Raw genomic sequence first — 13541 nt, 5'->3', positions numbered from 1 at the left:
TCCGTCAGGCCAGGCCGGCCTCCTTCATCTGGCGCAGTTCCTTCTTCATCTCGGAGACCTCGTCACGCAGCCGGGCGGCGACCTCGAACTGGAGGTCCGCCGCGGCGGCCCTCATGCGCGCCGTCATCTCCTCGATCTGCTCGGCGAGTTCAGCCGCGGGGCGGTCCGTCGGAACCGTCTCCTTGGCCTTCCCCTTGGCGGACTTGGCGGCGGACTTGGCCGGCTTCGCGCCCTTGGCCGCCTTGTCGCCCAGGGAAGGCACGGGAGCCTTGGTGCCCCGTCCGTCCTTCTTCGCTCGGTAGCCCGAGCCGAGGAGCTGCTCGGTGTCGACCTCCTCGCGGGCGATCTGCGCGACGATGTCGTTGATCTTCTTGCGCAGCGGCTGCGGGTCGATGCCGTTCGCCGTGTTGTAGGCGATCTGCTTCTCCCGGCGCCGGTTGGTCTCCTCGATCGCCCGCTCCATGCCAGGGGTGATCTTGTCGGCGTACATGTGGACCTGACCGGAGACGTTGCGCGCCGCGCGGCCGATGGTCTGGATCAGCGAGGTGCCGGAGCGCAGGAAACCCTCCTTGTCGGCGTCGAGGATCGCGACCAGGGACACCTCGGGCAGGTCGAGGCCCTCGCGCAGGAGGTTGATGCCGACCAGGACGTCGAACTCACCGGCGCGCAGTTCGCGCAGCAGCTCGATGCGGCGCAGCGTGTCGACGTCGCTGTGCAGGTAGCGGACCTGGATACCGAGCTCCAGGAAGTAGTCGGTGAGGTCCTCCGCCATCTTCTTGGTGAGCGTGGTGACCAGGACGCGCTCGTCCCTCTCGACGCGCGTGCGGATCTCGTGCACCAGGTCGTCGATCTGGCCCTCGGTGGGCTTGACCACGACCTCGGGGTCGACGAGGCCGGTGGGGCGGATGATCTGCTCCACGACGCCGTCGCCACGCGAGAGCTCGTACTTGCCGGGCGTCGCCGACAGGTAGACGGTCTGCCCGATGCGCTCCTGGAACTCCTCCCACTTCAGGGGACGGTTGTCCAGGGCGGAGGGCAGGCGGAAGCCGTGGTCGACGAGGGTGCGCTTGCGGGAGGCGTCACCTTCGTACATGGCTCCGATCTGCGGGACGGTGACGTGGGACTCGTCGATGACGAGCAGGAAGTCGTCCGGGAAGTAGTCGAGCAGGGTGTTCGGCGGGGAGCCGGGCGAACGGCCGTCGAAGTGCATCGAGTAGTTCTCCACGCCGGAGCAGGTGCCGATCTGGCGGAGCATCTCGATGTCGTACGTGGTGCGCATGCGCAGGCGCTGGGCCTCCAGGAGCTTGCCCTGCTTCTCCAGCTCGGCCAGCCGCTCGCCCAGCTCCTTCTCGATGTCGTTGACGGCCCGCTCCAGGCGCTCGGGGCCGGCGATGTAGTGGGAGGCCGGGAAGACGTACAGCTGCTGGTCGTCGCTGACGATCTCGCCGGTGAGGGGATGGAGGGTGGACAGGGCCTCGATCTCGTCGCCGAACATCTCGATGCGGACGGCCAGCTCTTCGTAGACCGGGAAGATCTCGATGGTGTCGCCGCGCACCCGGAACGTGCCGCGGGTGAACGCCATGTCGTTGCGCGTGTACTGGATGTCCACGAAGCGACGCAGCAGGTCGTCGCGGTCGATCTCCTCACCGACCTTGAGGGGGACCATGCGGTCCACGTACTCCTGCGGGGTGCCCAGGCCGTAGATGCAGGAGACCGAGGCGACCACGACGACGTCGCGGCGGGTGAGCAGCGAGTTGGTCGCCGAGTGCCGCAGCCGCTCCACCTCCTCGTTGATCGAGGAGTCCTTCTCGATGTAGGTGTCCGACTGCGGGACGTACGCCTCGGGCTGGTAGTAGTCGTAGTACGAGACGAAGTACTCGACCGCGTTGTTCGGCAGCAGCTCGCGGAACTCGTTCGCCAGCTGGGCGGCCAGCGTCTTGTTCGGCGCCATCACGAGCGTGGGGCGCTGGAGCTTCTCGATCATCCACGCGGTGGTGGCGGACTTGCCGGTGCCGGTCGCGCCCAGCAGGACGACGTCCTTCTCACCTGCCTCGACGCGCTGGGCCAGCTCGGCGATGGCCGTCGGCTGGTCACCGCTGGGCTGGTAGGGACTGACGACCTCGAAGGGCGCCACCGTGCGTTCGATCTGGGAAACGGGCCGCATGCCATCCACCGTACGACCCCCCACTGACAACGGGGTGCGATCAGCGGTTCTGCGGGGTCCTGGGCTCGTGGTGGGCCACCTTGCGGCGGGTGCGGAGCCGGTCGCGGCGGGAGGGGTGGGTACCGGGGGTGTGCGGGTGGGCCGGGATGCCGGGTTTGTGCTCCACGGGGGTCCGGTCGGGCTTGCCCATGGCCATCAGCGGGTCGAACAGGACGACGACTCCCGCGAGGCAGAGAAAGGCGAGGGGACCGATCAGCAGCGGCGCGAGCAGGCCGGCGGGAGAGTCCCCCTGGGACGGCTCGCCGGTGGCGTGCAGGTGCACGCTGACGGCGGCCATGCCCGTGTAGTGCATGCCGGCGACGGCGAGCCCCATCACCAGACTCGCGCCCACGCTCCACAGGAATCCCCTGGCCTGGCCCGTGACCCACAGGGCGGCGGTGGCGGCGGCCATCGCTATGACGACGGAGACGGCCACGGTCAGGGTGTTGTACTCCAGATTTCCGTTGAAGCGCATCCCGGCCATGCCCAGGTAGTGCATCGAGGCGATGCCCAGGCCGGTGATCGTGCCCCCGGTGAACAGTGCGGTGCCGGTGGCGCCCTTGTAGCCCACTATGAAGATCCCTATGCCGACCATGACGATGGCGACGCCCAGGCTGGCGTAGGTGGTCGGTTTGTCGTAGTGGATCGGGGCCCCGTCGATCGTGAAGCCCATCATGGCGATGAAGTGCATGGTCCAGATGCCGGAGCCGATCGCCGCGGAGCCGAGGGCGAGCCATCCGGGGCGCCAGGACTGGGCGACGAGCAGGGCTCTGGTGGTGCAACGCAGGCCGAGGGCTCCACCGAGGCAGGCCATGAGGTAGGCCACCAGCAGTGTGACGATTCCGTAGCTGAATCCGTCGACCGTGCCGTGCATGCGCGGTTGCCCTTCCGCCCTGTTGCTGATTTCCCTGAAACGCGCCCTCTCCGGGAGGGCGCGAGCGGCCAGGGGTGACTGCAGAGAGTATGACTCCCACCGGAATGGTCGAACGATTTTCCGGCAAAGAAACACGCCCCTGCCCCACATGTGCGGCACCGGTGACAGGGCCTGGGCATCTCCTTTCCTTCTGTGGTCGTCCTGCACTGCGGCACCGTTGACCGTCTGCTGTCACAGTGGAGCCGTACGTGATCACCCTGACACGAGGAGTACCCATGTACGCGCGCGTAGTCGCCGTCATGACCACCGCGCTCCTGGGCGCCGTCGCCTTTCTGCTCCCCGTTCACGACGCGCGGGGCACCGGCCACCGGCCCGAGGTCATCGCTCACCGGGGTGCTTCCGCACAGGCCCCGGAGAACACCCTGGCCGCCGTCGACGGGGCGGCTCGCCTGGGCGTCCGCTGGGTGGAGAACGACGTCCAGCGCACCAGGGACGGTGAACTCGTGGTGATCCACGACGACAGTCTCCGCCGGACGACCGACGTCGAGGAGGTCTTCCCCGGGCGCGCCCCCTGGCAGGTGAAGGACTTCACCGCGGCCGAGATCGCGCGGCTCGACGCGGGCAGCTGGTTCGGCCCCGCTCACGCGGGCGCGCGCGTGCCGACGCTGAAGGAGTACCTCCGCCGTGTCGAGCTTCACCACCAGAAGCTGCTTCTGGAGATCAAGAACCCGCAGCTGTATCCGGGGATCGAGCGGGACACCCTCAAGGCGCTGAGCGACGAGGGCTGGCTCGATCGGCGCCATGTCACCGGCCGGCTGATCGTGCAGAGTTTCAGCGCCGACAGTCTGCGGGTCGTGCACGATCTCGAGCCGGCGGTCACGACCGGCTTGCTGGGCCGTCCGTCCGAGACGGACCTTCCCCGGTACGCGGCCTTCGCCGATCTGATCAACCCGTCGTACGCGTCCGTCTCGCCGGGTTACGTGTCCGCGGTGCACGCGGTCGCGGGGCCGCACGGGAAACCGCTGAAGGTGTTCGTCTGGACCGTCGACGACGCCTCCGTCGCCCGGAACATGGCCGGGTACGGCGTCGACGGCGTCATCACCAACAAGCCCGACGTGGTGCGGCAGGCCCTGCCCCGCTCCTGACGCCCGGGCGGACGGCCTCCGCGCTGCCGCAGCCGGCCGGGGCTTCGTTGTCAGTGGCAGCCCGTACCGTGGGCGCATGGACAGCCATGGGCAGTACGAGCAGCAGGTCGTGTGGACCGTCGTCGGCACCGACATCGGTCCGCTGCTGCTGGCCGCGACCCGCGAGGGTCTGGTCAACATCGTGTTCCACGCCACCGACACGGTGCGCGACAGGGCGCTCGGCCGCCTCGCGGACCGGTTGGGCACCGAGCCCGTCGAGGCACCCGGCTCCCCGCTGCTGGCCGAAGCGATACGTCAGGTCGAGGCCTACTTCGCGGGTGAGCGTCACGACTTCGAGCTGGCCCTGGACTGGTCTCTGATCTCCGGCTTCAACCGGCAGGTGCTGCGCGAGCTCGCCACCGGCGTCCCGTACGGGGCGGTCGTCGGTTACGGCGATCTGGCGAAGCGGGTGGGGCAGCCGGGTGCCGCGCAGGCCGTGGGGGTGGCGATGGGAGCCAATCCCCTGCCGGTGGTCGTGCCCTGCCATCGGGTCGTGGAGAGCGACGGCGGGATCGGTGGCTTCGGTGGCGGCCTGGAGACCAAGCGGAAGCTGCTCGCCCTGGAAGGGGTGCTGCCGGAGCCGCTGTTCTGAGCCGCGGCCCCGGGGGCCTGTGCAGGCAGGGCAGAAGAGGGGAGACTGCGCCGATGACCACCCGCCTCACCCGTCGGCACGACCGTGGACCGATCCTGTGCGGCGACGCCGACAGGGTCCGGGGTACGTCGTGACCGCCGTCGAGCGGGCGCCCGACCCGCCCGTCACCGCCGACCACCTGCCCGCCCTGCGACGCCGTACGACCGCCGTGCTGGTCGCGAGCCAGATCCTCGGCGGGCTCGGTGTCGCCACCGGCATCGCGCTGGCCGCCGTACTCGCGCAACAGGTCAGCGGCACTGAGGCGCTGTCGGGTCTCGCGCCCACCGCGACCGTCGCCGGTACGGCCGTGCTGTCGATGCCGATGGCCGCGCTGATGACCGCGCGCGGGCGCAGACCCGGCCTGGTGCTGGCGTACCTCGTGGGCGCCCTCGGCGCCGGTGTGGTCGTGGTGGCGGCGCGGGTCGGAAGCTTTCCGCTGCTGCTGGGCGGCATGGCCGCGTTCGGCGCGGCTTCGTCGGCGAATCTCCAGGCGCGGTTCGCGGCCGCCGACCTGGCCGAGCCGCAGCGCCGGGCCCGGGCCATCTCGCACGTGGTGTGGGCGACGACCCTCGGCGCGGTGCTGGGGCCGAACATCGCCGCGCCCGCCGGCCGCAGCGTCTCCGGGCTGGGGATACCCGAGGCGGCGGGACCCTTCCTCTGGGCGGCGGTGATCTTCCTGACGGCGGCGGTCGTGGTGGCCGTGCTGCTGCGCCCCGATCCCCTGCTGACGGCCCGCGCGCTGGCTCCGGAGGACGAGCGGTCCCCCGGAGCCCGTTCACTGCGCGCGGGGCTGGACGCGATCCTCGCCTCTCCCCGTGCCCGGCTCGCACTGGTGACGGTGGCCGTGTCACACACGGCGATGGTCTCCGTCATGTCGATGACCCCGGTCGACCTCGCCCACCACGGGGCGGGTATCGATCTGATCGGTCTGGTCATCAGCGGTCACATCGCCGGCATGTACGCGTTCTCACCGTTGATGGGGCGGCTGGCGGACCGGGTGGGACGGCTGTCGGTGATCGGGCTCGCGGCGGGGCTGCTGGCCTGTGCGCTGTTCCTTGCCGGGACCGCGGGCGACCGGCACGGCCAGACCGCCGTCGGCCTCTTCGTGCTCGGACTGGGCTGGTCGGCCGGGCTGGTGTCCGGCTCCGCCATGCTCACGGACGCGGTGCCGCAGTCCGCGCGGGCCGCCGCGCAGGGCCTGTCCGACCTCACCATGAACGCCTCGGCGGGCATCGGAGGAGCGGTCGCCGGACTCGTGGTGGCCCAGGCGAGCTACGCGTGGCTGAACCTGGCCGCGGCGTGCCTGCTGCTGCCCCTGGCGGGACTGGCCCTGTTCACGCGGGGCAGACCGGCGGAAGGCGCACGGGACGGCGGCTGACAGCCGGGGCGCCGGGGACACGCCCGTGAGGTGCGTCGGAGAGGTTGGACGCATCAGTCGTAGTGCCGTACCTCGACGACGTTGCCGTCCGGGTCGCGGAAGTAGAAGCTGCGGGTCGCCCTGCCGCGGGCGCCGAAGGAGCCGTGCGAGACGTCCGACACGGGGACGCCGTGGTCGGCCAGGCGGCCGGCGAGCGCGTCGAAGGCTGCCGGGGGCAGGGCGAGACAGATGTGGTTCACGGGGTGTCCCGCACTGTCCGCAGCCCCGGGGAGCATGGTCATGCGTTCCGCCGTGGTCAGCGGCATGAGGTCGAGGAGTGCGTCCTCGTTGACGCGTACGGACGGGAACGGCGCCTGGCCCTCGGCGAACTCGGAGACACGGACGGGTTCCAGGCCGACGGTCCTCTCGTAGAAGGCGGCCGCGGCGAGCGGGTCGCGCACCCACAGGACGACGTGGTCGAGACGTGTCGTGTTGTCCGTCATGCCTTCCAGGCTCGTGTCGTCCCCCACAGGCCGCAAGGGTTTGACCGGGTGCGTCGCCCGCCAGAGATGAGGGAAGACCGAAGGACAGGAGGCGGGCACGTGGTGTTGGTGGTGTCGGAAGAGGTGCGGGAGGCGGTCGACGCGCGTCGACCCGTGGTGGCGCTGGAGTCCACGATCATCGCCCACGGGCTGCCGCGCCCGCGCAATCTGCAGGTGGCGAGGGAGCTGGAGGCGGTCGTGCGCGCGGAGGGCGCCGTACCGGCGACGATCGCCGTGCTGGACGGGCGGCCCCATGTCGGCCTCGACAAGGAGCAACTGGAGCGGGTCGCCAACGAGGACGGGATCCGCAAGCTGGGCCACCGGGACCTGCCGCTCGCGGTCGCCTCGGGGGCCGACGGGGCGACCACGGTGTCGGCGACCGCACTGCTGGCGTCGCTGGCCGGCGTACGGGTGTTCGCGACGGGCGGCCTCGGCGGAGTCCACCGGGAGTGGACGGTGACCCAGGACGAGTCGGCCGATCTGGGGCTGCTGGCCCGCACACGGATCACCGTGGTGTGCGCCGGGGTGAAGTCGATCCTGGACGTTCCGGCGACCCTGCAGCGGCTGGAGACGCTGGGCGTCGCCGTGGCCGGGTACGGCACGGACCGCTTCCCCGGCTTCTACCTGTCCGACTCCGGGCATCCGGTGGACTGGACGCTGGACAGCCCGCAGCAGGTCGCGGACGTCATGCGCGCTCAGAATGCGCTGAGCATGCCGGAGTCCGCACTGATCGTCGCCAATCCCGTCCCGCAGGCGGAGCAGTTGGATCCGGAGCTGCACGCGCGTGTGCTCGCCGCAGCCCTTCAGGCCTGTGAGGAGCGGGGCGTGACCGGTCAGGCCGTGACGCCGTTCCTGCTCGACTACCTGGTCCGGCACACCGACGGCGCCTCCCTGAGCGCCAATCTGGCGGCGGTGCGGGGCAACGTACGGCTGGCGGCACGGATCGCCACCGCGTGGGCCGGGGCGTGACCGGAAGGTCGGGCAGCGTGGGCCGGCGTCCGCCAAGTGGCGCGTTGCTGGTGGTCGGGGACGTCGTGACGGACATCGTCGCGCGGCACCGGGGACCACTGGCCGCCGGGACGGACACGGCCTCCGTCATCCGGACGCTGCCGGGCGGGGCGGGCGCCAACGTGGCGTGCTGGGCCGCGCATTGGGGATGTGCCGACGTACGGCTGCTGGGCCGGGTGGGTGCCGAGGCGGTGGCCTGGCACGAACGGGAGCTGATCGACCGAGGGGTGAGGCCCCGGCTCGTCGTCGATCCGGAGGCTGCGACAGGGACGGTGATCTGCCTGGTCGACACCGACGCCGCTGCCGAGCGGACGTTCCTCACCGACAGCGGCGCGTCCCTGAGGCTGGATCCCGGCGACTGGTCGGATTCCCTGCTCGACGGGGTGGGCCGGCTGCATCTGTCGGGCTACCTGCTGTTCTCCGCGTCCGGACGCGCGCTGGTGCGGACGGCGTCGGCGTCGGCACGCGCGCGTGGGGTGCCGGTGAGCCTTGACCCCGCGTCGGCGGGATTTCTGGTGGAGTTGGGCGTGGAGCGTTTCCTGGCCCTCGTCCAGGGAGTTGACGTCCTGCTGCCCAGCCGCGACGAGGCGTGTCTGCTGACCGGGTTGCCCGACGGGGCGGACGCGGCGGCCGCACTGAGCCGCCATGTCCCGCTGGTGGTGGCCAAGCAGGGGGCGGACGGCGCGCTGGTGGCCCGCGACGGCGCCGTGACCGCCCGCGTCCCCGCCGTCCCCGCGACGCCCCGGGACACCACGGGCGCCGGCGACGCGTTCACGGGCGCGTTCCTCACCGCCCTGCTCGCGGGCGCCGAGCCCGGCGACGCGGCCGCCGAGGGGTGCAGAGCGGGTTCGCGGGCGGTGGAACGGGTGGGCGGCAGACCGCCCGGCTCGGGAGACGAACCGGCGTCGACGGCGGGGCGGTCCGTACCGGCCGAGCGGTCCGCACCGGCCGACGGCATCACAAAGACGACGGCACCGGCGACGACGACACGATCGACGGCAGAGGACGGTGCGGCGCCGACGGTGCGCACCAGCCCCGCCGACTGAGGCGGCGGACGCGGACACGAGCCGGGCGGCGGCCAGACGGACGCGGTCGCGTCCCAGGTCCTCGGCCACGCGCAGCGGCCAGGGAGTGCGGTGTCGGCACTGACGTGCCTGGCATGGCACCACGGGGCCGACCGACGGTGGGAGATTTCACGCCTGCGGCCCGCTTGTCGCTTCAAGCTTCCGCTTACAGGTGACACGCCATTGCCGCCTTGCAGCCCCGACTCGCAGCCCCGCTTCACCGCTGTTGGGCGCCGACCGCTCCAGCCTTCAGCGCTCCAGCGCTCCAGCCTCCAGCGCTCCCAGAGCGGCTCCCCTACCCCTTCCGGCCCCACGCCGAGATCATCGGCGCCGTAGCCAGGTCCATGGAACCGGAGGCGATGTTGGCCAGGTGCCGGTCGATGTCCTCGTCGGTCGCGAGGCCGGCGGAGACGAGGTCGTCGCGGATCAGGCGGACGGTCGCGGATTCCAGGGCGGCGCAGGCGGGTGAGGTGAGCGGGAAGTAGGCGTCGGCCTCGACGCGGCGCAGCCCTGCCTCGCGGAGGAGACGCGGGAGTGAGCGACCGTAGGCGAGGTCGGCGCCACGATCGGCGAGAAGTTCGCGGAACCCGTGCCGGAGCCGGTTCGCCAGTTGCTGCTCGGGGCCGTGCTCGTCCGGGCAGATCAAGGGCTGCAGGGAGGGATCCGCGTCCTCGAGCAGGAGCCGTCCGCCGGGGCGCAGAGCTCTGACCATCGACCGCAACGCCCGTTCCCGCTCGGGAACATGGACCAGGACGAGCCGGGCGTGCACCAGGTCGAAGCCCTCCCCCGGCGGTGCCTCTGCGCCGACGTCGTGGGTCCGCACCTCGACCGGCTGGCGGGCCGCGGGGGTCAGTCGGGACGTGTCGATGTCGGTCGCGACGACCTTGCCGGTCGGTCCTACCTTCTTCGCCAGCCAGGACACCACGGAGGTGCCGCCCGCCCCGACCTCCCAGCAGCGCCAGCCGGGCCCGACACCCAGGTGTTCCAGGTGCCGGAACGTCGTGGGGTCGAAGAGCGCGGCGAGGGCCTCGAAGCGTTCGCCCGCCTCGGCCCGCCGATTGTCGAGGAGATACCCGTCGGATCGCGTCATGCGGCGATCATCCCAGTCGCCCTGGTTGTCGGAGGCGGTCGACGCGGCCGGTCTGCCAGGCCCGGAGGTGATCGACGCGGCCGGTCTGCCAGGCCCGGAGGTGATCGACGCGGCCGGTCTGCCAGGCCCGGAGGTGATCGACGCGGCCGGTCCGGCCCGGAGGTGATCGACTGCGGCCGGTCTGCCAGGCCCGGAGGCGGGCAGAGGGGGCGCAGGAACGGGAGGGGATGAGGAGGGTGAAGAAGGGGTGGGAGCCCGTGTCGCGGGCAGACCCAATTCAGGCCGTCCACAGGCGGGAACAAAGCGGAACGCCCCCTTTCCACAGGCTCGCGCACGGGTTGCGCGGGCCTGGCAGACTGGCGTGCCAGGGCGCAGGAACGCGCCACGGGGAGATCCACGCGAGGAGATCCAGATGACCATGGCAGGGAATCTGCGGAAGGTCACCGGCCTGGGCGCGGTCGGTGGCCTGCGGAGGATGGCACGGCTGGCTCGGCGGCGTCCCCGGGTCGACCTGAGCCACCCCGCGCGGTCCCCGCTGGGTTCCTCCGTGGTGAACTGCGTGTCGTACCAGGACGGCGCCCGGACTCCGGTCGGCGGCGATCTCGTCGAAACGGTGGAGCGCGTGCGCAAGAGCGGCCACGGGTTCGTCTGGCTCGGCCTCCACGAGCCTACGAAGGAGGAGTTCGCGGGCATCGCCGAGCTGTTCGACCTGCATCCGCTGGCCGTCGAGGACGCCGTCGAGGCCCATCAGCGCCCGAAGGTGGAGCGGTACGGCGAGATGCTGTTCGCGGTGTTCAAGACGGTCTGCTACGTCGAGCACGAACAGCTCACGGCCACGAGCGAAGTGGTCGACACGGGCGAGATCATGGTGTTCGTCGGTCAGGACTTCGTGATCTCGGTGCGGCACGGGCGGCACGGCTCGCTCGGTCCCCTGCGCGAGGATCTGGAGTCCGATCCGGCGCAGCTGGCCAAGGGCCCGTCAGCGGTGCTGCACGCGATCGCGGACCACGTTGTCGACGAGTACCTCAACGTCATCGACGCCGTGCACGCGGACATCGACCATGTGGAGATGGACGTCTTCGCCCACAACGGCGAACGGGCCGATCCGGGCCGCATCTACCAGCTCAAGCGTGAACTCCTGGAGCTGAAGCGGGCGGTCGTGCCGCTGAGCCGGCCCCTGGTGGACCTGGCCGACCGACCGGTGCGGGTGGTCGACCCGGAGATACAGGCCTACTTCCGGGACGTCTCCGACCACCTGCTGCGCGCCAAGGAGCAGATCGCCGCGTTCGACGAACTGCTCAACTCGATCCTCCAGGCGCACCTCGCGCAGGTCACGGTCGCGCAGAACTCGGACATGCGGAAGATCACCGCCTGGGCCGCGATCGTCGCCGTGCCGACCATGGTCTGCGGGGTGTACGGCATGAACTTCGACCACATGCCGGAGCTGCACTGGCGATACGGCTACGGCATGGTCATCGGGGTGATATCCCTCGCCTGTCTGGTGCTGTACCGCGGTTTCCGGCGCAACGGCTGGCTCTGAGCGGCTGAAGGCTCGACCCGCGCGGCTGGACGTTCGACTCTGCCCAGTACGTCCTGTTCATCAGTGCCGGGCGGTGCCGGTCCTCGCGTAGACGCTCTCGGCCCAGGAGGCCATCTGGTCCTCGGTCAGGTGCTGGGCAAGGTCGGACTCGCTGATCATGCCCACCAGGCGTTTGTTCTCGATCACCGGCAGCCGGCGGATCTGGTGCTCCTGCATCTCCTGGATCACCTCGCTGATGTCGGCTCCGGCGTCGATCCAGCGCGGTGTTCCCTGTGCCATCTCGCCGGCGGTGACCTTGGCGGGGTCGTGGCCCATGGCCACGCAGCCCACGACGATGTCCCGGTCGGTGAGGATGCCGCAGAGCCGTTCGTCCGAGTCGCTGATGGGCAGGGCCCCGACGTTGAGCTCGCGCATCAGCTGGGCGGCGCGGTCGAGAGTCTCGTGGGCGGGGATCCACTGGGCGCCCCGATGCATGATCTCTCCGGCGGTGGTCATGGTGTACCTCCCGGTGCCGGACGGCCGGTGCGACACGGAAGGCGCCGTTCTCCCGGCGGCCTGCTGCCTCGTGTTCCGGCTGCCCCGTGTTCCGGCTGTCCCATGTTCGAGCTGTCCCATGTTCGAGCTGTCTCATGGTTCAGCTGGCGTGCGTTTGTTCAGCTGGCGTGCGTTTGTTCAGCTGGCGTGCGTTTATTCAGCTGTCTCGTGTTCCAGCTGTCTCGTATTCCGGCGCCCTTCATTTTCGCCGGGTGGGGAGGGGGACGCACCTTCGGCGTGCCGGGGTGAGGGGCCATGACCGGGCTGCGCGCCGGGCCGGCTTTCACGGGCGCCGCCCGCTCAGGCGGAGAACCCCAGGACCTTCTTCGGCACGATGCGGATGATCACGCGCACCTCGTCGTCCCGCTCCGCGGGCGGATCGATGCCTAGGTACTTGTGGGAGAGCTCGTGGGGCAGCCGTTTGTCCTCGTCCGGGAGGATCTCTGCGGTGCCGCGGATCTCGACCGAGGTGTAGGGGTTGGCGAGGTCGAAGACGGTCAGGCTGATTCGGGGGTCGCGGCGAAGGTTGCGCACCTTCTGGCGGCCGTCGGTGGAGGAGAAGAGGACGGTGTCGCCCTCGCGTTTCATCCAGACCACCGAGTTCTGAGGAGCGCCGTCGGGGCCGACGGTGGCGACGGAGGCGAAGTTCCTTCCGTCGAGGAGGGCACGGACAGGGGCGTCGAAGACGACGGAGATCTGCGAGGAGATCGTCATGGCAGCAGCCTAATTATATGCACGCGCATTGAAAAGCGCTTCGCCGGATCGACCGCCGGAACACGCACCGGGTCGCCGGCCCGGCCGATCGCCGGGGCGTCCAGCAGCCGGTGTCCCGGTCACCCGGCGCATCACCCACTCCATGCCGGATGCCGGGGGTCGTCGGCGCGGACGAGGACGTCGGCCGTAGCCGCGGGGTCGGTCTCCTGGGTGTAGCGCTCGAAGGCGGGCAGCGTCCAGTGCTCGCTCTGCGGCGTGCGACGGCGCAGGGCGGGCGGGGAGAGGAGGACGTGGACGGTCAGGTCGAAGGGGAACCAATGCCGGAGCAGGAGGGGGCCGTGCAGCAACAGGACGCCACCCGGCGGGAGTTGGACGTAGGGGCTGCGCGTGGCGCGGTCGGTGAGGGGATCACGGAGGTCGGGCAGGATTCGGCCGTCGCCATCGGGGTCGAGGGGGCCGAACACCTCGCGCCACAGGGCGCCGGTGTCGAACCAGCCGTTGTAGTAGGCCTCCACGTCGTGGTGGCCGTGTTCCAGGCGGAGGGAGGCGGGGCGCAGGAAACCGTGGGTGTCGACGACACGGGAAGGGCGGCCGCGTATGCGCAGTGCTGCGGCGACGCGTTCGGCGAGGTCGCCGGGGCGGGCTGCCGGAGCGCCGTCGAAGGCGACGCGCGGCCAGGGGCTGCCGTCGTCCGGCGTCAGGTCGCGCAGGCGGTCGGCGAGGAGGTCGCCGAGCCGTTCCCAGGTGATCGCTTCGAGTCGCACACGGCCCATGATGCGTCAGGCGCCGGCCGGGACGCG

At 70.8% G+C, this 13541-nt stretch carries 14 protein-coding genes; 7 read left to right on the top strand and 7 right to left on the bottom strand.

Annotated elements, in window-relative coordinates:
- Positions 1-4: 4 nt before the first annotated feature.
- On the bottom strand, positions 5-2164 hold the full coding sequence (gene uvrB, locus ACIHAR_RS21820; RefSeq protein ID WP_400021156.1) for an excinuclease ABC subunit UvrB: 2160 nt from the start codon (positions 2162-2164) through the stop codon (positions 5-7).
- A gap of 40 nt (positions 2165-2204) precedes the next feature.
- A complete protein-coding gene (locus tag ACIHAR_RS21815; protein WP_400021154.1) occupies positions 2205-3077 on the bottom strand; it encodes an MHYT domain-containing protein in 873 nt (290 codons plus the stop codon).
- 275 nt (positions 3078-3352) lie between these two features.
- On the opposite strand from ACIHAR_RS21815, the gene ACIHAR_RS21810 reads away from it, so the two are divergent.
- The 3 genes from ACIHAR_RS21810 (at position 3353) to ACIHAR_RS21800 (ending at position 6270) form a co-directional block, all read left to right on the top strand.
- Positions 3353-4222, top strand: a complete 870-nt coding sequence (locus ACIHAR_RS21810) for a glycerophosphodiester phosphodiesterase (protein WP_400021152.1) — start codon at positions 3353-3355, stop codon at positions 4220-4222.
- Positions 4223-4298: 76 nt separating this feature from the next.
- A complete protein-coding gene (locus ACIHAR_RS21805; RefSeq protein ID WP_400021150.1) occupies positions 4299-4853 on the top strand; it encodes a methylated-DNA--[protein]-cysteine S-methyltransferase in 555 nt (184 codons plus the stop codon).
- Between the two features lie 130 nt (positions 4854-4983).
- Positions 4984-6270: an MFS transporter gene (locus tag ACIHAR_RS21800; protein WP_400021148.1), complete on the top strand. Its 1287-nt coding sequence runs from the start codon at positions 4984-4986 to the stop codon at positions 6268-6270.
- A 53-nt stretch (positions 6271-6323) separates the two neighbouring features.
- On the opposite strand, the gene ACIHAR_RS21795 is transcribed toward ACIHAR_RS21800, so the two are convergent.
- Positions 6324-6752, bottom strand: a complete 429-nt coding sequence (locus ACIHAR_RS21795; RefSeq protein ID WP_365470282.1) for a VOC family protein — start codon at positions 6750-6752, stop codon at positions 6324-6326.
- Positions 6753-6851: 99 nt separating this feature from the next.
- On the opposite strand from ACIHAR_RS21795, the gene ACIHAR_RS21790 reads away from it, so the two are divergent.
- Positions 6852-7760 carry a pseudouridine-5'-phosphate glycosidase gene (locus tag ACIHAR_RS21790; protein WP_400021146.1) on the top strand — a complete coding sequence of 303 codons (909 nt, stop codon included), beginning with the start codon at positions 6852-6854 and terminating at the stop codon, positions 7758-7760.
- A complete protein-coding gene (locus ACIHAR_RS21785) occupies positions 7745-8845 on the top strand; it encodes a carbohydrate kinase family protein (protein WP_400021144.1) in 1101 nt (366 codons plus the stop codon). Before ACIHAR_RS21790 ends, ACIHAR_RS21785 begins: the two co-directional genes overlap by 16 nt.
- A gap of 313 nt (positions 8846-9158) precedes the next feature.
- Here ACIHAR_RS21785 and ACIHAR_RS21780 read toward each other — a convergent pair whose 3' ends face one another.
- Complete coding sequence (locus tag ACIHAR_RS21780; protein WP_365470287.1) at positions 9159-9953, bottom strand: methyltransferase domain-containing protein; 795 nt, start codon at positions 9951-9953, stop codon at positions 9159-9161.
- On the opposite strand from ACIHAR_RS21780, the gene ACIHAR_RS21775 reads away from it, so the two are divergent.
- Complete coding sequence (locus tag ACIHAR_RS21775) at positions 9952-10119, top strand: hypothetical protein (protein ID WP_400021142.1); 168 nt, start codon at positions 9952-9954, stop codon at positions 10117-10119. The genes ACIHAR_RS21780 and ACIHAR_RS21775 overlap by 2 nt on opposite strands.
- A gap of 246 nt (positions 10120-10365) precedes the next feature.
- Positions 10366-11493 (top strand): magnesium and cobalt transport protein CorA, encoded by a 1128-nt coding sequence (locus tag ACIHAR_RS21770; RefSeq protein ID WP_365470290.1) that lies wholly within the window; start codon positions 10366-10368, stop codon positions 11491-11493.
- A 60-nt stretch (positions 11494-11553) separates the two neighbouring features.
- Here ACIHAR_RS21770 and ACIHAR_RS21765 read toward each other — a convergent pair whose 3' ends face one another.
- The 3 genes from ACIHAR_RS21765 to ACIHAR_RS21755 form a co-directional block, all read right to left on the bottom strand.
- Positions 11554-11988 (bottom strand): CBS domain-containing protein, encoded by a 435-nt coding sequence (locus ACIHAR_RS21765; protein WP_365470293.1) that lies wholly within the window; start codon positions 11986-11988, stop codon positions 11554-11556.
- A 339-nt stretch (positions 11989-12327) separates the two neighbouring features.
- Entirely contained in the window at positions 12328-12741 is a 414-nt protein-coding gene (locus ACIHAR_RS21760) for a PPOX class F420-dependent oxidoreductase (protein ID WP_400021139.1), read from the bottom strand.
- A gap of 131 nt (positions 12742-12872) precedes the next feature.
- Entirely contained in the window at positions 12873-13514 is a 642-nt protein-coding gene (locus ACIHAR_RS21755; protein WP_365470298.1) for a uridine kinase, read from the bottom strand.
- Positions 13515-13541 lie beyond the last annotated feature (27 nt).

This window comes from Streptomyces sp. NPDC052016 (assembly GCF_044548445.1).
GTDB lineage: Bacteria > Actinomycetota > Actinomycetes > Streptomycetales > Streptomycetaceae > Streptomyces.
The sequence above is the reverse complement of the archived record's forward strand: the minus strand, read 5'-3'. Positions and strand labels throughout refer to the sequence as shown.